The organism is Bilophila wadsworthia ATCC 49260 (assembly GCF_000701705.1).
GTDB classification, from domain to species: Bacteria; Desulfobacterota; Desulfovibrionia; order Desulfovibrionales; family Desulfovibrionaceae; genus Bilophila; species Bilophila wadsworthia.
Genome location: NZ_JNJP01000014.1, coordinates 1 through 16,918, shown reverse-complemented (window position 1 = coordinate 16,918; position 16,918 = coordinate 1). Strand labels below are relative to the sequence as shown.

The following is a 16,918-nucleotide window of genomic DNA, read 5'->3' as shown; positions in this document are numbered from 1 at the left end:
GAGCTGCGCGTATGACTGAACAAACCGTTCCTCGGGGCACCGGTCTGGGGATTGCCGCCGAACTGGCCTTTTCTCTGATGCTGATAGCCTTCGGCTGTCTGTGCATCGATACGACCGTGCCTGAAGTCATCAATTTTATGGTGGTGGAATACCTCGATTCCGCCCTCTACTCGCAAATCATCGGCGCCATGCTTGTCTGTTCGGGGCTGTATCAGGGGGTTATGGCCGTCAGGCGGCGCGCCGAGCCGCGTTTCGTCCCCTTGAGTATGCTGCTCGGGCTCGTCATGACGGCCATCTATATCTTGGGGTTCGCCTATGTGGGGTTCTACGTCTCCACGTTCGTGTTCCTGTTCGGCTATTCGCTGCTCATCGAGCCGCCGGACGAACGGAACGTCGTGAGCAAGGCCTTGTTCGCCTTTATCTCCGTAGCCGTCCTCTATGGCCTGTTTTCCGTATTCAAGATTTATCTCCCCACAACATGGCTGTTCTGACGCCGCGCGTCGACCCGCAACGTCGAAGGAGCCTTTATGACCGATCTCGTCAATGCGTTTATGGGAGTTTTCGATCCGGTTTCCTTCGCCCTCATCACCGGGGGCACCATCTTCGGCATCATCTTCGGGGCCATCCCCGGCCTGACGGCGACGCTCGCCGTCATCCTGCTCATCCCGCTGAGCTACGGCCTCGAACCCACGCAGGGCATTAGTATGCTCGTCGGCGTGTACATCGGCGGCATTTCCGGCGGGGTGGTGGCCGCCGTGCTGCTCGGTATGCCGGGCACGCCATCCTCGATGGTGACCGTGCTCGATGGGTTCGCGCTAGCCAAGCAGGGACGGGCGGGCAAGGCCCTTGGCGCGGGCGTCACCGCCAACCTCGCGGGCAGCTTCATCGGCTGGCTTTTCCTCATCGCGCTGGCCCCGCAGGTGGCGCGGTTCGCGCTGGAATTCGGGCCCATCGAAAACACGGCGGTCCTGCTGTTCGGGTTCACGGCGGTCATCAGCCTTTCCGGCGGCTCCATCACCAAAGGGATCTGCATGACCGCGCTCGGCATGGCTTTCTCCACGGTGGGCGTGGACCCCATCAGCAGCATGGAGCGCAACACCCTCGGCTTTTCCGTCCTGACCAACGGCATCAGCCAGATGCCCGCCATGATCGGCCTGTTCGTGGTCGCGCAGGCGTTCGCCGAGATGGATACCCTATCCGAGCGGTTCATCATCGCGGCGAGCAGGCTGACCGACCGGTTCATGTCACTGACGGAACTTCGTGCGTCGCTGCCCAACTTCATCCGTTCCGGGCTCATCGGCACGGCCATCGGCATTCTGCCGGGCATCGGCGGGACGCTGGCCAGCGTGGTGGCCTATGATCAGCAAAAGAGGGCGGCCAAGCATCCCGAAAACTACGGGCGGGGCGAGCTTCAGGGCATCATCGCCTCCGAGACGGCGAACAACGCCACCATCGGCGGCGCGCTGATCCCTTTCCTCGCGCTCGGCATCCCCGGCGACACCGTGACGGCCGCGCTGCTCGGCGGCCTGCAGATCCACGGGCTCGATCCGGGCCCCATCCTGTTCAGCCGCCACATGGACATGGTGTACGGCGTATTCGTGGCGTTCATCCTCTCCTGCGTGGTCATGTACGTGTTCATGCAGTTCGTGGGGACCTACGTGTTCCCCGTCGCCCTGCGCCTCCAGAAGAAGTACATCCTGCCGCTCGTCATGGTGATGAGCCTGATCGGCTGCTACAACATGGAATATTCCATGATGGCGGTCTGGGTGGCTCTGGCTTTCGGCGTTCTGGGCTATGTGCTGAAAAAATTCCGGTATCCGCTCATGCCACTGATCATAGGACTCATCCTTGGCCCCATGTTCGAACGGGAACTCCGTCTGGCCTGCATTCAGGCGGGGGGGAGCTTCGCGGAATTTCTTTCCAGCCCCATCGCGCTCGTGTTTTTGGCCCTGACGGTCCTTTCTCTGGCGGTCGCCCTGCGAAAGGGCGCGCTCCTCAGAAAGGGCTAATTACACCATACAAAGTAGGGAGTTGCACATGTTCAAGGTGGTATGCGTCGGCGCCTTTCACCGGAAGGGGATCAAACTGCTGGAATCCCGGCCGGATCTGGTGACCTACGAAGTGTTGACGGATTTGTCCCCCGAAAACGTCGCCCGCGGCGTGGCCGGGGCGGACGCCGTGGTGGTCCGCACAACCCCGCTTCCGCGGGAAACGCTGGAGCGCGCCGATCGCCTGCGGATCGTGTCGCGGCACGGCGTGGGGACGGACAATGTGGACGTGGCCTATTTGTCCTCGCGGAAAATCCCTATGGCCATCGCCATCGACTCCAACGTGGGGTCCGTGGCCGAACACACGCTCATGATGCTGCTGGCGCTGGCCAAGGATGCGATGGCGGGTGACCGGGCTACGCGATCCGGGGATTTCGCCTGGCGTGATCGGCGGACGGCGTCGGACGTGGCGGGCAAGTCGGCGCTGATCATGGGGTTTGGGCGCATCGGGCAGCGCGTGGGCGCGTTGTGCCGGGCGCTGGGGCTGCGTGTTGCGGCTTTTGACCCGTACATGGAGCGGAGCCCCGTGGAAGGGGTGGAAATGGTGAAGGATTTCCGTGCTATCCTGCCGGAAACCGATTTCCTGTGCCTCCATCTGCCGTCCACGCCGGAAACGCGGGACTTGATCGGTGCGGGCGAGTTGGCTCTGCTCAAACGGGGAGCCTTCGTGCTCAACTGCGCGCGCGGAGGAATCGTTGACGAGGACGTGCTGTGCGATGCGCTGGAGAGCGGGCATCTCGGCGGCGCGGGACTCGACGTTTTCGCCAAGGAGCCGCCGGATACGGCGCACCGCCTGTTCCGGCAGGAGAAGGTTCTCCTGAGCCCCCACAACGCGGCGCTGACCGAGGAATGCGCCATACGCATGGCTACGCAGGCCGTGCAGAACGTCCTCGACTGTCTTGACGGAAAACTCCAGCCCCGCGTGGTGATGAACCGCCGCGAGATCGGCATGGCCTGATTTTTTCCTTGCAAATAGTGCTGGTTGTGAAGCGACCCATTGGGGCCGTATCCGTTTCTGCGCGCTTTTTTCACCGGGCGCGTCCCTTCCGGCGGCTGTGCCGGAGCCAAGCTTGAGGAGCGAATCATGTTTGATATCCGTGAACGCGTATTGAGAGGGGATTTTGTGGCTGGGACGTGGTGCAGCCTGAACTCGCCCGCCGCCGCCGAGATCACGGGCCTGTGCGGGTTCGATTGGGCTTTGCTGGATTCCGAGCACGCCCCGACCACCACCGCCGGGCTCATGGCGCAGATGCAGGCCCTGAGCCGTTTCCCCACCGCACCCATCGTACGTATCCCGTGGCTGGACAGGGTGGCGATCAAGTGGAGCCTCGACATCGGGGCGGCGGGCATCATGGTGCCCTATGTGGAAACGGAGGAACAGGCGCGGGAGGCGGTGTCGTTCATGCGCTACGCTCCGGAAGGCGTGCGGGGCGTGGCCGGGGCTACGCGGGCTTCGGATTTCGGGTTCGGCTTCAAGGACTATTTTGCGGAATCCAACAAGCGCCTGCTGACCGTGGCCCAGATGGAGACGCAACTTGCCGTGGACAACAGCCGGGCCATCGCGGCGGTGGACGGTGTGGACGTGCTGTTCGTGGGGCCGATGGATCTGAGCGCCAGCCTGAACTTGCCCGAACGGTTCGCGGACCCGGCGTTCATGGATGTTTTGCAGCTCGTTTCCGACAACGCCCGCGCCGAAGGCAAGGCCTGCGGCATCCTGCTGCCGGATGCCACGCTGATCCCGACGCTCAAGGAAATGGGCTATACGTTCGTGGCGGTGTCCTCGGACGTCAATGTGCTGACCAAGCACCTCAAGGCCATTGAGAGGGCCTTACACGGCTAAGAAAGCGAGGGGGGCAGCCCCCCTTGCTTCATCTTATGTCCATTGCTGGTCTGCCGCGTTGTAACCCATGCGGCTGGAAATGAGGGCGGCGGCCTCGACGACCTGTTCCGCGTATTCAAGGATGTCCCTGTCGTGCAGGGGCACGATGATTGTGATGCTGATGGCGGCGATGCACTTGCCGGAAAAATCGAAGATGGGGGCGGCCACGCCGTCCACCTGCGGGTTGGCCTCGTGCCGGTTGACGGCGTACCCGAGTCTGCGGGCCTCTTTCAGGCTTTCCTTGAACTGGGCCACGTCACAGACGGTATTGGGCGTCATGGGTGGCAGGCCGTGGGTTTCGATGAGCCGGTCAAGCTCCTCCTCGGGCAGGTAGGCGAGCTGGCATTTGCCGAGCGCCGTGCAGTAGGCGGGCCGCGTGCTGCCGACGTCCTGCTTGATGGTGATGCGGGGGGCTATCTTTTGGAGGTAGACGATTTCAAAGCCGCTCAGGGTGCAGATGCACACGGTCAGCTTTGTGGCGTCGTACAGGGCTCTGGCAATGCTGTAGCCCGTGGAGGCCACGCTCGTATGCAGGGCCTTGGCCCCGAGGCAGACGATCTGAGAGCCGAGCACATATTCGGAATGGCGGTCGATGGATACGTACTGATGGGCGACCAGACTTTTCAGCAGGCGGTGAACCGTTGTCTTGGACATGCCGGAAAGGTTGACTATCTGAGTCAGGGTCAACGGTTCCCTGCTTTCGCCGATAATATTGAGTATTGTAAATGCTTTGGTGAGGACCTGTACGTGGCCGACCTGTTTATCGAACATGCGGAGCAGACTCCCGGAGCCGTTTGGGTGTGGTGCGCGCCCCAGCGCGCTAGATTCCGGGGCGCCGCCCGGAAAGGCGTCTTTTCGCGGAAACGCCGGAGATGCCCGCCCCGAGGCGGAACGTTTAAAAAGCGATAGAATACAAAACGTTATATACTATACGTATCTTCTTGTAATAGCAAGAAAAACAGTCTTCTTTATAGACCAAGAGCCCACAAAAGTCCAGACCGCCCCGTTTTCCGTCCAGAGTGTCACAGAAAGGGAGGAAGGCCCGATCCGGGGGATGCCTGAGCGAAGGCCCTTCGTGGGATATGTCATGAGCGGGATTCACGCGGAACGGTGGGATTCAGGGCTGCCGGAGGGCCCCACCCCGGAGCGACGAGCGAGCCTTCCGCATCGAATCGGAACACGCCGGATTCGGGAGAGACGCGGCAGTCGGGGCGGGCGGACAGTTCCTCCGCGAGGGCGGCGCTCGCCCAGAACGTGTTCAGGGAGAGGGTGTCTTGAATGTAGGCCAGACGGACGGGGCGCGGCCCCGCGCCGCACGTTTTGATGAGACCGCGCACGGCGGCCTCGTCCGAGGGCATGACAAGAGGGATGGCGGCCGCCTTGAGGCTCGTGCTGGTGATGGCGTTGGCGTAGGTGGACTCGAAATCCGCGCTATCGACCAGACGCTGGGTGACGACATCGGCGTTGCCCATGCCGGTGGCATTGCCTCCGCTCGCTTCGGTCAGTCGCAGGACGCCGAGCCGTGCGGCCTTGAGCCCGCCTGTCTTGTAGGGACTTGGTGAACGTCCGGTAATATTGGGGTCCATGCCCGAACCGGAAATGTCCTTGCCCATGCGGTCGACGAGAAGGACATCCAGATCGTCCACGGGGAGCGACCCCATCCGGGCACGAGCTTCAACAAGCAGGGCTTGGTCACGTTCCAGCAGTCGTTCCGGGAGGACGGCTTCAAGGAGGCAAACCCGATCATGCGCGTTCTCGACCACGGCCAATCCCCCGAGCAGGGACGGCTTGCGCTCCAGCAGGAGCCGGGCCATTTGCGGCATGACCTCCGCGAACCGCCCGAACCCGAGGCTGTGGCAGCAGTCCGCACCGTTGCGCTTGCCGAGGCCGATGACCAGCATTTTGACGAGCCCGCTTTCGTGCGGCCCGGTGAAGGCTGTATGCGGCTTGACCCGGTTGATGACGAACACCCCGTCGGCGGAGGTGGCGTGCGCATCCATATGGACGGGGAGTCCGTTGTCCAGCGTACCGATCACGATCGTATCCATCCCCGCCCGGATCGGGCATCCGGCCGATGCGGCGGTCACGCCCAGATGCTCCAGCACGCGGAGCTGTCCTTCGGCTGTGGCCCCGCCGTGGCTTCCCATGCACGGGACAAGAAAAGGCCGCGCCCCGCGCTCCCTGAACCAGTCCACTGTCGCCCGGACGATCTGTGGCAAACCGGCTATCCCCCGGGAACCTACGCCTATGGCGACTTCCCCGTTGGGCAGGAGGCGTTCCGCCACCCCGGACGCATTCAGAGCGTCACGGACGGAACGGGGAATATCGGAGAGCCCGTCGTCCGGAATGTGGCGGGTAACCCGGTGCAGAAAAGGCAGTTCGATCCCTGTGAGCAGCGAAGTCAATAAGGGCATGGCATCCTCCGCCTACGAGGTTCCATATTATGGAACAAAATTTCTTATAACGGAACACGGAAGTGACTATACCCAATGGCCGGACACATGGCAACACGAAGAAAGGCGGTGGACAGGTTCGGCACAGGGTGCCTCCGATCCTGAACGTTTCGGATGAGGTGCACGAGTGGAATGGTATGGCCGGTTCTGTCCGGGAAAGCTCGGATAGCGTGCACTGGTGCGGACAGGCGTTCCGAGACTTGGCGTGGAAGGCGAACGCCGCATCTGGGGCAAACGGCTAGCTTCGGGCAGGGATGCCTGCTTTGCCGGGGAACGGATGCCGGATGCGCGGCGGGGTGGACGCATCCCCCGTGCAGAAAATCGGTTTGGCGGGTCATGTCTTTTCAGGGGCGGTTGTCCACAATCAAGGAGGACGAGCATGGATCTCAAACTGCAAGGACGGGTGGTTGCGATTACAGGCGGCGCCTCCGGCATTGGCCGGAGCTGCGCGCTGCGTTACTTGGAAGAAGGCTGCCGGGTGGCGGTGTGCGGCCGGAACCGGGCCAAACTGGAGGTGTTCCGGCGCCAGTGCCGCGAGGCCGGGCACGAGGTGCTGTGCGTAGAGGCGGACGTGGCGGACATGGAGGCGCTGGAGAGGTTCGCGGACACGGCGGTGTCCCATTTCGGACGGCTGGACGTATGGTACAACAACGCCGGAATGGGCATCTACAAGCCGCTCATGGACGTCAGCCTTGAAGAATGGGACGGGCTTATGGGGATCAACCTGCGCGGCGTGTTCGCGGGGTCACGGCTGGCCGCCGAGCGTATGCAGCAAGGTGGGGTCATCGTAAACGCCTCGTCGTTCGCGGCCCGGATGCCCGTGGCCGGGAACGGGGCGTATGCCGTATCCAAGTGGGGCGTGGAGGCGCTGACCCGCGTGCTGGCGGCGGAACTGGTGGCACGCGGCATCCGGGTTTTCGCCTACATGCCGGGCATGATCGAAACGGAGCTGACCCGGGGGCGCATTGAAGGCCACCGGGAAACGATGACCAGCTCCATCCCTCTGAACCGGCTCGGCACGCCGGAGGATCTGGCTCCGGTGCTGGTGATGCTGACCTCGGATCTTGCCGGGTACGTGACGGGATGTACCGTGGAAATCAGCGGGGGCAAGTTCTGCGTGCAGAACCCCCATTTCGCATGGGCGGCGGAGAACTGATCCTGTTTTTCTCTGGGGTTGAGTTTATCTTTTTCAACAGCACGTAAAAAAACCGGGGCGTCCTCCCAATGCGGATCGCCCCACTTTTTATGGATATATTCCCCGAACGCGGTGGCCTCACCTTTGCGTTTTTTTGGAGTGTCCCTTTACGCCCTGCAACATGCCCTGAATGGCCTTGACCAGAAAGGCCGTATCCGTGCCTATGGCCGCGCCCTGATAGCCTTGTGCGAAGTATGCCCGGGCTTCCGGCATGGTGTTCGCGTAGATGAACGCCAGTTTGCCGGAAGCCCGGCAAGCCGCAATCACCCGGTCGAGAGCCTCGGCGAACCGCGGGGTGGCGAACCGCGCCGGAGCGCCCAGCGCCACAGAAAGATCATACGGCCCGACAAAAATGCCGTCGATGCCGTCCAGAGCGGCGATCTCCTCAATATGTTCCAGCGCTCCGGCTGTTTCGCACTGCGGCATGAGGATCGTGCGCTGGTTCGTGGCGGTGAAATAGTCGCCTATCTGCTTCAGCTCGGGCAGGAACCCGTATTTCGCACTCCGCGAAAAAGCGAATCCGCGCGCTCCCAGAGGGTGATATTTCGCGTATTCCACCAGCCTGCGCGCTTCTTCCACCGATTGCACATCGGGGATGATGATGCCCCGCGCCCCGAGATCCAGCGCGTGGAGCACGGCGGCGCGCGAGGAATCACGCACGCGCACAAACGCCTCCGTGCTGTGGAGTTCGATGACGCGGCGACGTGGAACTTCTGGCGAACCATTTCCTGCACAAGTTTTCGGCGGCGCTCGGCAAGCGCGTGCAGGCCATCAATGCCGAAGCGCGGGACCTGCTCTACCGATACCCGTGGCCCGGCAACGTCCGCGAACTGGAAAACGCCATCGAGCGCGCCGTGAACGTCTGCGGCGGGCAAGAGCTGATGCCGTGCGATTTCCCCTCGGCCATGCTTGAGCATGAGGCCGTCTCCAGTCCCGGCCGGAAAAACGGCTGGCTGTGGGCGCAGGAAACCGAAACCATCCGGAAGGCTATCCGCGAAACCAACGGGAACCTGAGGCAGGCCGCAATCCTCCTCGGAATTTTGCGCAGCACACTGTATTTAAAGATAAAAAAATCAAAACTGAGCCGCGAGGAGCTTCTCGGCCCCTCCCCTGACTGAAGACAATCTCCGCCCTCGGTGCCTGTGCGCCATGATTGGCCCTTGCAACGTGTCCGGCGGGTAACATCAGCCGGGCACGCCGCACGGGACGGTTTTCCTGCCGATCCGTTTTGCCGCCGCTTGAGCATCGCGTTCGTCCCGGGCCGGAGACAGGCATCCCGCAGGCGGGCGATGGCGGTCCGGAAGATGGCGTGGTTGATGCGCCGCATCGGGAATACTCAAGGGCTGGCTGGAGTTCCGCAGGGGATAAGGCCCGGCTTCCCCTTTCGCGTGCCCGGCTGTTCGCTATTAAGAGCGTCTGGTCGCCCCAAAAGGCGTCTCCCTAAAAATTTCTTCACAATTTTTTACAAAAAACCCATACGCGCTTTACACTCGTACGCTATCTTCCCTTCAACAGGCATCTTGCATTGACTCATAATCCTTCGGAGTTTCATCATGAAAAAGCTTATGTCCTTTGTGTGCGCGGCCTTGTTCGCCTTTTCGTTTTGCGCGGTTATGCCTTCCAATGCGTTCAGCGCCGATCCTAACCGGCAGGAAGTGGAAAAACGTTTTGAGCTGAACAGCGCCACCGCCGAGGAGCTGGCCGGGACCGGCGCGGTTTCCCTTGAGGTTGCCAAGAAGATCGTCGAACTGCGCGATCAGCTCGGTTCGTTCCAGAGCTACGACGATCTCAACGAACTGGAACTCCCCAAGGATCAGATGGACAAGCTGCGTTGGAACACCACCATTCAGGGCATCGCCAGCGACTGCAACTGCTAGGGCGTGTGATTTGTAAGACGGCATAGAGGGAGGCTGGGGAAGGGGGACTTTTCTGAAGAAAGGGGCGAGTGCCCCTCTTTCCCTTCCCCGGACCTGCCTGCGCGGGGCCCCTCCCTTCCCAAACGCTTTCGGTGCCGTCGAATCCCTGCTCACAGCCTTTTCCAACCCAGATATTTGGAAGAAGCCACGTTATGGAAATGCCACGGCCTCCAGCGGTGCGGACGGCCTATCCGCCGCTGGCCGGGTCCCGCCCGGTGCGGGCCTCCCCAAGCCGTTTTCCGGGAACCGCTTCATGGCCCGATGCGCGGGGGTGCTTCCCGGAGGCCTGCCCATAATGTTGCCGGCAGGAAACATGCGGCCACGCGACGCGAACACTTTTATCCGAGAGGGGCATCCCATGCCTGACAGCTATTCCAGACGCCATTTCCTGAAATTGAGCGCGGCCCTGCTGGCTGGCGGCGCGGCGATCGCCGCGGCACCCGACGCGCGGGGCATGGGCTTCTCCGGAGTCCCGGACGTCGGCCCCGTGACCGAGATGAAAGGGTACTGTCCGTTCTGCCAGGTACGCTGCACTTACCGGGCGCGGGTGTCCGGGGGCAAGGTGCTGAGCCTCACCGGGGAAAAGGGCAATTACTGGACCGGCGGGGCCATGTGCCCCAAGGGGATGTCCATCGTCGAGCTGATAGGGAGCCCTTACCGCATCACCGAACCCATGCGGCGCAAGGAAAACGGCGAGTGGGAGCGCGTCACCTACGCGCAGGCCGTGGACATGGTCGCGGAACGCATGGCCGAGGTCATCAAAAAACACGGCAAGGCCGCCGCCAACCGCGTCGGCATGACCATGCCCCTGTGGGACTGCCGCGAGAGCGAGATCGCCGCGCTCATGACCCTGCGCATCGCGGGCAGCGTGCACGCCATGCCTCCGGGCGAATCGTGCGTGTCCAGCGCCTCCAACATGCTCGGGATGATGATCGGCGTGAACAGCGGCTCCACCAAGGTGGACGAGCTGCTCAACACGAAAACCATCGTCCTGTGGGGGGCCAACGTCTGCGATCTCTATCCCCCGTACAGCCGCTGGCTGGAAATGGCCCGCGAAAAGGGTGTGAAGATCGTCTATCTCGATCCGCGCCGGACCCGGACGAGCCTGCTTGCCGACATGCAGCTGCGCCCCCTGCCGGGCACGGACGGCGTTCTGGCCATCGGCGCGATCCGGTACATGCTGGAGACGGGCGCGTATGACGAGGAGCGGGCCAGATTCCAGATCGAGGGATTCGACGAGCTGGCCGTCGAAACCGAGAGCTTTACCGTGGAGAAGGTCGCCTCCGCCACCGGGCTGAGCCCGGAAGCGATCACGGCCTTTTACGGGACGCTGGCCCAGAGCCCGCGCACCGTGGTCTGGCTCGGCGGCTCGCTGTCCCGCTACTCCAACGGGATCATCGGCCTGCGGGCCATCATCCTGCTGCAGGCGCTGTGCGACAACCTCATCGGGGAAGGGAAGGGCATTCTCACCTTCCAGAGCGGCAAGCCCGAAGGGGACGACGAGTTCGTCGATCATTTCTTCGGCGAGACCAAAACGCCGAAGATGAATTTCCGCCGCCTGCGCAATGCGATGGAAAAGGGGACGCTGGACATCCTGTTCCTGAACTCCAGCTACCGCCGCTATCCCGACAGCAAGGGCGTGCGCAAGGCCATCGACAAGGTGCCGTTCGTCGTGCACTGCGGGTTCTTCCTGACCGAGGAGACCGAAGCGGCGGATCTGTTCGTGCCCGCCACCTTCGGCCCGGAAAGCCAGGGGTCGGGCTACGGCAACGAGCAGCAGGTGGTCTGGCGCGAGAAGATGGTGCAGGCCCCCGGCTCCTGCGCCCCGTCATGGCAGTTCTACCGCGATGTGGGCCGCAAGCTCGATCCCGGGCGCTACCCGGACTTCAAGGACCCGGAGGATCTGTACCGCCGCTTCTCGGCGCTTGTCCCTTCATGGAAGGGGATGACCCTGGAACGCCTGCGGGAATCCCCCGACGGCCTGGTGTGGCCCCTCTATTCATTGGAGGACAAGGAACGGACGGGCAGCGTGTTCGCGGAAGGGAAACTGCTCACGCCGTCCGGCAAGATGAAGGCGGTGGATACCCTCTTCGGGCGCTTCCCCCAGTGGGACTATCCCAAGGGCAGCCCGCTGGGCAAGGACCGCTCCGACGACTTTCCGCTGGTCCTCACGCAGGGCAAGCAGCTGTGGCACTGGCAGCAGACGCTGACCAACTTTTCCAAGGCCGTCGCACAGTTCTCGAACGGGCGTTTCATCTGCCTGCACCCCGAGACGGCGCAGGGGCTCGGACTGGCGCAGGGGGATCGGGTCATGCTGGAGACGTCCGTGGGCGGCATCGAGGGCTGGGTGGACATTACGGAAAACGTCCTGCCCGGAACCATCTTCACGCCGTCGAACTGCAACGCCACCACGCCGCTGCCGGAGAACCGGAGCGAGCACATCAGCAGCATACTCCCCAATTACTGGGACCGCATTTCCTGCCAGCACAACGGCGTAGGCTGCCGGCTGCGCAAGCTGGGGTGAGGGCGTCCATGACGGCGTGAAAACCGGCGGGGGGACCGCCGCATCCCGTGGAGAATCCGATGTCCCGTTATATCATGGCGATAGACGCCAACAAATGTATCAACTGCAAGGCCTGCGTTCTGGCCTGCCAGCAGCGTAACGGCACGCCGTACGGCCACTCCCGCAACTGGGTCCGCGAGACGCCGGACAAGCTTTCCCTGCTCGGGACGGCCTATCAGCCCGGCGCGTGTATGCACTGCGACCATCCCCTGTGCGTGGAGGCGTGCCCGACCCACGCGACCTACAAGGCCGACGACGGAAGCGTGGGCATCGATCCCGAACGCTGCATCGGCTGCGGCGGGTGCATCGAAGCCTGTCCTTACGGCGCGCGCTACAAGCATCCGGTGACCGGAAGGGCGGACAAGTGCGACTACTGCCGCCGCGCCACGCCGGGGCAGGTTCCGGCCTGTGTGCAGGTGTGCCCCGTCCGCTGCCGCGTCTTCGGGGATGCGGACAACCCGGACGATCCCGTGGCACGGGCGCTCGCGGGCAACCGGCACGTGTATGTGGTTCCTCCCGACTTCGACGCGAAACCCACGCTCGCCTATCTGAACGGCACGACGCCCACGGACTGGCCGCGCAGGAAGGATGTGCCCCCGGCGCTGGCCGCCATCGGGCCGCTGTCCTCCGTGGTCAAGGCCTTCGGCGGCCTGGCCCTGTTCGGGGTCATCGGCGTGTTCGTCAAACAGTTGTTCTGGCCTTCCGATTCCGGCAAGCCGTCCGACAAAGGAGATCGGCCATGATCAGACGCCATTCGGCCACCGCCATTTTCATGCATTGGTACAACGCGGCCTGCTGGCTGCTTCTGCTGTTCACGGGGTTCGCCCTGCTGGCGAATCCGCTCATGCAGCCGGTGGGGGACTGGTGGAGCTCCTTGTGGACCGGGGCGTTCGGCGCGCTGGGGCTGCTCAGGCTGCACGTCGTCGTGGGCATGGCGTGGATCGTCCTGTATGCCGCCTACCTGCTCGTCCGGGCGCGGGCGGAGGCCCTGCCGTTCCTGAAGGAAATCACCGATCTGCACATCGGTTCCGATCTGGTGTGGTGCCTGAGGAAAGGCTTGTGGCTGGTGCTCGGGGAACGGCTCATGCGCCGCCTCGGGCTCGATCCCGAACTGCCCCCGCAAGGCTTTTACAACGCCGGGCAGAAGCTCGTGGCGATCATCGCCGTTCTGTGCAGCCTTGGGCTCGCCCTGACCGGGCTGATCCTCGTGTTCGCCTCTGGCAGGCCGGGGACGGAGGGGCTCCTGCAGATCTGCCTGCTCGCGCATTTCTGCTGCGCCGGGCTGATGGCTGTTTTCCTGCCCGTGCACATCTACATGGCGGCCTTCGCACCCGGAGAGGCCCCGGCGCTGCGGTCCATGTTCACCGGATACGTGCCGCTGGAGCACATCAGGCACCACAACCCGCTGTGGTTCCGCAAGCTGGCGGAACCGGAAAAGGAATAGGGCCCGTTTCTTTTGAAACGGCAGGGAGGCATCGGGGAAGGGGGACCCTTCTGGAGACTAAGCTTTTCCCTCCCCAAACCCGCCAATGCGGAGTCCATTCCTCCCTTTTCAAAGGAGTTTGTGTTGATTGAATCCCTGTTCCCGGCGTTCCCTGAAACGGATTTTCCTTTGAGGGGCCGTTCAACCGGGAAACTAACCGTGCTGGCGGGGCGCACCGTCCGGGAATCCTCCGGCGCTGCGGAACCCTTTGCCCTCCCAGTCCACCCGCCGATCCCCGAGAACGGCGGCGCGTGTTGCCGGAACCATGCCTGATGAGGAGCTTATGAACCGTTTGTGCGCGGCCGTCCTGCTGTTCGCCGTGCTGTTTTGCCTTCCCCGATCCGCCGGGGCGGGGGAACCGCTGGCGGCGGTTTCCGAATCCGAGCTTGCCCGCATCGTCCATGAAGGCGACGGCAGGCCGCTTGTGCTTGTCTATTGGGCGTCGTGGTGCGTCCCCTGCCGCCATTTCCGGGAAAAGCTGGAAAAGATCCGGGCCGTATACCCCGAGAGCGAGCTGCGTATGCTCGCCGTTTCGCTGGACAGGGACCCCGGACCGGCTATGGCCTACCTTGCCCGGAGCCCGCTGCCGTATCCGGCCCGGATCGGGGATGCGGAGCTGATCAAAGCCCGCTCGGGAATGCCCGTGCCCACGACCATCCTGTACCGCCGGGACGGGAGCGTGGAGCGCGAGCTTGTGGGCGACGTTTCGGAAAAGCGGCTGGGGCATTACGTGGGGCGGATCGTGCGCCGCTGAGTGCCGGGAGGCACCGCGTTCCCGAGCGGGGCGGCGCGTCCTCCGCCGCAGGAAAGAGCGTGTTCCCGGCGGGATGGAAAGGAGTGTGTTCCCGCGCGTACCCGGTTCCCTTTTGAGCGGGCAACCGTCCGGAAAAATTGACAGCCGTTGGAGGAACGCTCTATAACATGAGGAAGCGCCGGATTGCACAAGCTTCCCGGCGCGGGGACATCCGGGGACGGCCCCGGCAAGAGCGGGCGGCGGTTGGGCGTCGGAAGGAGCGGGGACATGGATGGTTATGCGGGAAAGGGGCATCAGGTGCTGCTCATCGATGACGACAGCGAATTTTGTGAGCTGATGACGGATTACCTCGACGTGCACTCGTTCGCCGTTTCCTCCGTGCACACGGGGACGGCGGGGATCGAGGCCGCCAGACGTCAGGAATACGACGTCATCCTGCTGGACATGCTGCTGCCGGACATTTCGGGGATTGAGGTGCTGCGGCACCTGCGCACGGAAACGCGCGCGCCGGTCGTCATCCTGTCCGCCCACAACGAGGAGACGGACCGCATCGTCACCCTTGAGCTCGGCGCGGACGACTATGTGCCGAAAACCTTCTCCGCGCGGGAACTGCTCGCCCGCATCCGGGTTGTCCTGCGGCGCATGGAAAACGCCGGGCTTCCGGAAGGCTCGGACAGGCAGGACGGTATGCTCTGTATGCACGGGCTGTGCATGAACCCCCAGACCCTGAAAGTCACGCTGAACAACGAGCCGCTGGACCTGACCAGCATGGAATTCCAGCTCCTGTACCATCTGGCGCGGGGGGCGGGCCGGATCTTCTCCCGCGAGGATCTGCTCAACCTGTTCGCCGAAAAGGAATGGAACAAGTTCGACCGCTGCGTGGACGTGCACATCTCGTCCCTGCGCAAGAAGCTCGGGGACAATTCCCGGTGCCCCACCTACCTGAAAACGGTCCGCGGGCTCGGGTACATGTTTATCAAGCAGAGCGACGCATGGCCCTGAAAAACATGACGTACAGCCTCTATTCCAAGATCGCGCTCTGGCTGGTGCTCAATCTGGTGCTGCTGGCGGCGCTCGGCTTCGGGATCGGCTGGTACGTGCTGCTGGGCAACGGCCTTGTCCCCGCCCATTTTTTCAGCTCGAACATCGAAAACTCGTTCCGCCTCGTCAGCGTGAACCTGCAATACCGTTCCGTCTTCACATGGCAAAAGCTGCTGAAGCAGTACGATCGCGGCGAGGCGCTCCGTTTCCACCTGCGCAGCCTTGAGACGGGCGTGCTGTACGACGACTGCATCCCCGAGAAAGTCATTCAGGCGGCGATGGCCATCCCCAAAAGCAGCTTTACCCTGTGCCCCGATCCCGACATGCAGCTTTGGGACTCCCTGCGCGGCGGCTTCTTCGACACCCAGCAGCGGAACATGGAGGCGGGGCTGCCGCCCATCCCGCCCGCCATCTTCGTGCGCACGCATTCCCCGGCGCGGTATTGGTACGGCCGCGTGCTGTACATCCCGGACAAGAACCATCAGCTCCATTACGTGCTTCTGGCGCTGGAGACGGATTCCTTTTACGGCTACGGGCTGTTTTTCGAATTCCGGGGCGTCCTCTTGGTGATCCTCGCCGTGCTCGGGGTGTCCTGCCTGTGGTGGTGGCCCTTCGTGCGCCACCTTTCCCGGCCCTTGTTGAAAATGGTTCACTATGCCGAACGGGTGGAGATGGACAATTTCGTCTGCCTCGACAAAGCGCTGAGCGACACCAGGACGTTCTCCGGCGAACGGCGGGACGAGATCGGGCGGCTCGGACATGCGTTCATGACCATGACGCGGCGGGTGGGGCTGCTCATTTCGGGGCAGAGCCAGTTCATCCGGCACATCGCCCACGAGCTGAACTCGCCGCTTGCGCGCACGCAGATCGGCCTCGCCATCCTTGAGGAACGGCTGGAAGGCAACCCCAAGGCGCGCGTGCAGCGGATCATGCAGGATATCAACAGGCTGTCCATGCTCACGGACGAGGTTCTTTCCTATCTCCAGGCCAAGGCGTCTCTGGGGACCCCGAAAAACGAGCGGATCTACCTGTGCCCGTTCCTGTCCTCCATCGTGCGCAGCGAAGCGCCGGAGGCCGACGTCAACGTCTTCGCGGACAAGGACGCGTGGCTGTGGACGGACAAGGACTACCTGCGCCGGGCGGTGTGCAACGTGCTGCGCAACGCCATCATCTACGCGGGGGAGGCGGGGCCCATCGTCGTGGAAGTGGGCGAGGAGCATGGGGAAGTGCGCATTTCGGTCCGCGACAGGGGGCCGGGCGCGCCCGAACAGGATTTGCCCCTGCTACTGGAGCCCTTCTACCGGGGCAAGGCGTCCCTGACGCATCCCGGCGGCTCGGGGCTCGGCCTGTCCATCGTCAAATACTGCATGGAAGCATGTGGCGGGCGGCTCGAATACGCGAACGCCGAACCGTCGGGATTTTGCGTTTCCCTGTTTTTCCCCAAGAGCAAAGGTCCCGTGTTCGGTTAAATGTGCCGGCAGCCGCACTGCCCCTTCCTATTCCGTTTCCCCATCACCTGGAACGCTCCGGATAAAGGACTGGGTAAGGGCAAAAGTCTTTGAAGGAGGAGGGGGGTGAAGGGGGGA

At 63.2% G+C, this 16,918-nt stretch carries 16 protein-coding genes; 13 read left to right on the top strand and 3 right to left on the bottom strand.

From position 1 onward, the window contains the following. Positions 1 to 11 precede the first annotated feature (11 nt). The 4 genes from T370_RS0107700 (at position 12) to T370_RS0107685 (ending at position 3,888) form a co-directional block, all read left to right on the top strand. Positions 12 to 491, top strand: coding sequence for a tripartite tricarboxylate transporter TctB family protein (locus T370_RS0107700; RefSeq protein ID WP_029435357.1), 480 nt, complete (start codon positions 12 to 14; stop codon positions 489 to 491). A 36-nt stretch (positions 492 to 527) separates the two neighbouring features. Beyond that, positions 528 to 2,009, top strand: a complete 1,482-nt coding sequence (locus tag T370_RS0107695; RefSeq protein ID WP_034506052.1) for a tripartite tricarboxylate transporter permease — start codon at positions 528 to 530, stop codon at positions 2,007 to 2,009. Between the two features lie 28 nt (positions 2,010 to 2,037). Then, the gene (locus T370_RS0107690; protein ID WP_029435355.1) at positions 2,038 to 3,006 is read left to right on the top strand and encodes a hydroxyacid dehydrogenase; all 969 of its coding nucleotides are present in this window, start codon (positions 2,038 to 2,040) and stop codon (positions 3,004 to 3,006) included. A gap of 126 nt (positions 3,007 to 3,132) precedes the next feature. Next, positions 3,133 to 3,888 carry an HpcH/HpaI aldolase family protein gene (locus T370_RS0107685; protein WP_029435354.1) on the top strand — a complete coding sequence of 252 codons (756 nt, stop codon included), beginning with the start codon at positions 3,133 to 3,135 and terminating at the stop codon, positions 3,886 to 3,888. A gap of 33 nt (positions 3,889 to 3,921) precedes the next feature. Here the strand turns inward: T370_RS0107685 and T370_RS0107680 are convergent, their stop codons facing one another. Together T370_RS0107680 and T370_RS0107675 are read right to left on the bottom strand one after the other, a co-directional pair. Further along, on the bottom strand, positions 3,922 to 4,698 hold the full coding sequence (locus tag T370_RS0107680; protein WP_029435353.1) for an IclR family transcriptional regulator: 777 nt from the start codon (positions 4,696 to 4,698) through the stop codon (positions 3,922 to 3,924). 314 nt (positions 4,699 to 5,012) lie between these two features. Then, a complete protein-coding gene (locus T370_RS0107675) occupies positions 5,013 to 6,341 on the bottom strand; it encodes a nickel pincer cofactor-dependent isomerase, group 22 (RefSeq protein WP_051643798.1) in 1,329 nt (442 codons plus the stop codon). Positions 6,342 to 6,759: 418 nt separating this feature from the next. Here T370_RS0107675 and T370_RS0107670 point away from each other — a divergent pair, with 418 nt between their 5' ends. Next, positions 6,760 to 7,536 (top strand): SDR family NAD(P)-dependent oxidoreductase, encoded by a 777-nt coding sequence (locus T370_RS0107670; protein WP_029435351.1) that lies wholly within the window; start codon positions 6,760 to 6,762, stop codon positions 7,534 to 7,536. 117 nt (positions 7,537 to 7,653) lie between these two features. On the opposite strand, the gene T370_RS0107665 is transcribed toward T370_RS0107670, so the two are convergent. Further along, entirely contained in the window at positions 7,654 to 8,268 is a 615-nt protein-coding gene (locus tag T370_RS0107665) for an HpcH/HpaI aldolase family protein (protein WP_081847514.1), read from the bottom strand. 11 nt (positions 8,269 to 8,279) lie between these two features. On the opposite strand from T370_RS0107665, the gene T370_RS0107660 reads away from it, so the two are divergent. The 8 genes from T370_RS0107660 (at position 8,280) to T370_RS0107615 (ending at position 16,801) form a co-directional block, all read left to right on the top strand. Then, on the top strand, positions 8,280 to 8,693 hold the full coding sequence (locus T370_RS0107660) for an AAA-type ATPase lid domain-containing protein (RefSeq protein ID WP_029435349.1): 414 nt from the start codon (positions 8,280 to 8,282) through the stop codon (positions 8,691 to 8,693). A 435-nt stretch (positions 8,694 to 9,128) separates the two neighbouring features. Continuing rightward, on the top strand, positions 9,129 to 9,452 hold the full coding sequence (locus T370_RS0107655; RefSeq protein WP_029435348.1) for a ComEA family DNA-binding protein: 324 nt from the start codon (positions 9,129 to 9,131) through the stop codon (positions 9,450 to 9,452). 397 nt (positions 9,453 to 9,849) lie between these two features. Then, positions 9,850 to 12,015, top strand: a complete 2,166-nt coding sequence (locus T370_RS0107650; protein ID WP_029435347.1) for a molybdopterin-containing oxidoreductase family protein — start codon at positions 9,850 to 9,852, stop codon at positions 12,013 to 12,015. Between the two features lie 59 nt (positions 12,016 to 12,074). Then, positions 12,075 to 12,797: a 4Fe-4S dicluster domain-containing protein gene (locus tag T370_RS0107645; RefSeq protein WP_029435346.1), complete on the top strand. Its 723-nt coding sequence runs from the start codon at positions 12,075 to 12,077 to the stop codon at positions 12,795 to 12,797. Continuing rightward, a complete protein-coding gene (locus T370_RS0107640; protein ID WP_029435345.1) occupies positions 12,794 to 13,498 on the top strand; it encodes a formate dehydrogenase subunit gamma in 705 nt (234 codons plus the stop codon). The genes T370_RS0107645 and T370_RS0107640 overlap by 4 nt, the downstream gene beginning before the upstream one ends. A 322-nt stretch (positions 13,499 to 13,820) precedes the next feature. Then, complete coding sequence (locus T370_RS0107630; RefSeq protein ID WP_029435343.1) at positions 13,821 to 14,291, top strand: TlpA family protein disulfide reductase; 471 nt, start codon at positions 13,821 to 13,823, stop codon at positions 14,289 to 14,291. Between the two features lie 267 nt (positions 14,292 to 14,558). Then, positions 14,559 to 15,293: a response regulator transcription factor gene (locus T370_RS0107620; RefSeq protein WP_009368995.1), complete on the top strand. Its 735-nt coding sequence runs from the start codon at positions 14,559 to 14,561 to the stop codon at positions 15,291 to 15,293. Further along, on the top strand, positions 15,284 to 16,801 hold the full coding sequence (locus T370_RS0107615) for a HAMP domain-containing sensor histidine kinase (RefSeq protein ID WP_029435342.1): 1,518 nt from the start codon (positions 15,284 to 15,286) through the stop codon (positions 16,799 to 16,801). The genes T370_RS0107620 and T370_RS0107615 overlap by 10 nt, the downstream gene beginning before the upstream one ends. Positions 16,802 to 16,918 lie beyond the last annotated feature (117 nt).

Bases quoted from the DNA above. Each gene is read 5' to 3' on its own strand.
- T370_RS0107700 (WP_029435357.1), top strand. From the start codon at position 12: ATGACTGAACAAACCGTTCCTCGGGGCACCGGTCTGGGGATTGCCGCC.
- T370_RS0107695 (WP_034506052.1), top strand. From the start codon at position 528: ATGACCGATCTCGTCAATGCGTTTATGGGAGTTTTCGATCCGGTTTCC.
- T370_RS0107690 (WP_029435355.1), top strand. From the start codon at position 2,038: ATGTTCAAGGTGGTATGCGTCGGCGCCTTTCACCGGAAGGGGATCAAA.
- T370_RS0107685 (WP_029435354.1), top strand. From the start codon at position 3,133: ATGTTTGATATCCGTGAACGCGTATTGAGAGGGGATTTTGTGGCTGGG.
- T370_RS0107680 (WP_029435353.1), bottom strand. From the start codon at position 4,698: ATGTTCGATAAACAGGTCGGCCACGTACAGGTCCTCACCAAAGCATTT.
- T370_RS0107675 (WP_051643798.1), bottom strand. From the start codon at position 6,341: ATGCCCTTATTGACTTCGCTGCTCACAGGGATCGAACTGCCTTTTCTG.
- T370_RS0107670 (WP_029435351.1), top strand. From the start codon at position 6,760: ATGGATCTCAAACTGCAAGGACGGGTGGTTGCGATTACAGGCGGCGCC.
- T370_RS0107655 (WP_029435348.1), top strand. From the start codon at position 9,129: ATGAAAAAGCTTATGTCCTTTGTGTGCGCGGCCTTGTTCGCCTTTTCG.
- T370_RS0107650 (WP_029435347.1), top strand. From the start codon at position 9,850: ATGCCTGACAGCTATTCCAGACGCCATTTCCTGAAATTGAGCGCGGCC.
- T370_RS0107645 (WP_029435346.1), top strand. From the start codon at position 12,075: ATGTCCCGTTATATCATGGCGATAGACGCCAACAAATGTATCAACTGC.
- T370_RS0107640 (WP_029435345.1), top strand. From the start codon at position 12,794: ATGATCAGACGCCATTCGGCCACCGCCATTTTCATGCATTGGTACAAC.
- T370_RS0107630 (WP_029435343.1), top strand. From the start codon at position 13,821: ATGAACCGTTTGTGCGCGGCCGTCCTGCTGTTCGCCGTGCTGTTTTGC.
- T370_RS0107620 (WP_009368995.1), top strand. From the start codon at position 14,559: ATGGATGGTTATGCGGGAAAGGGGCATCAGGTGCTGCTCATCGATGAC.
- T370_RS0107615 (WP_029435342.1), top strand. From the start codon at position 15,284: ATGGCCCTGAAAAACATGACGTACAGCCTCTATTCCAAGATCGCGCTC.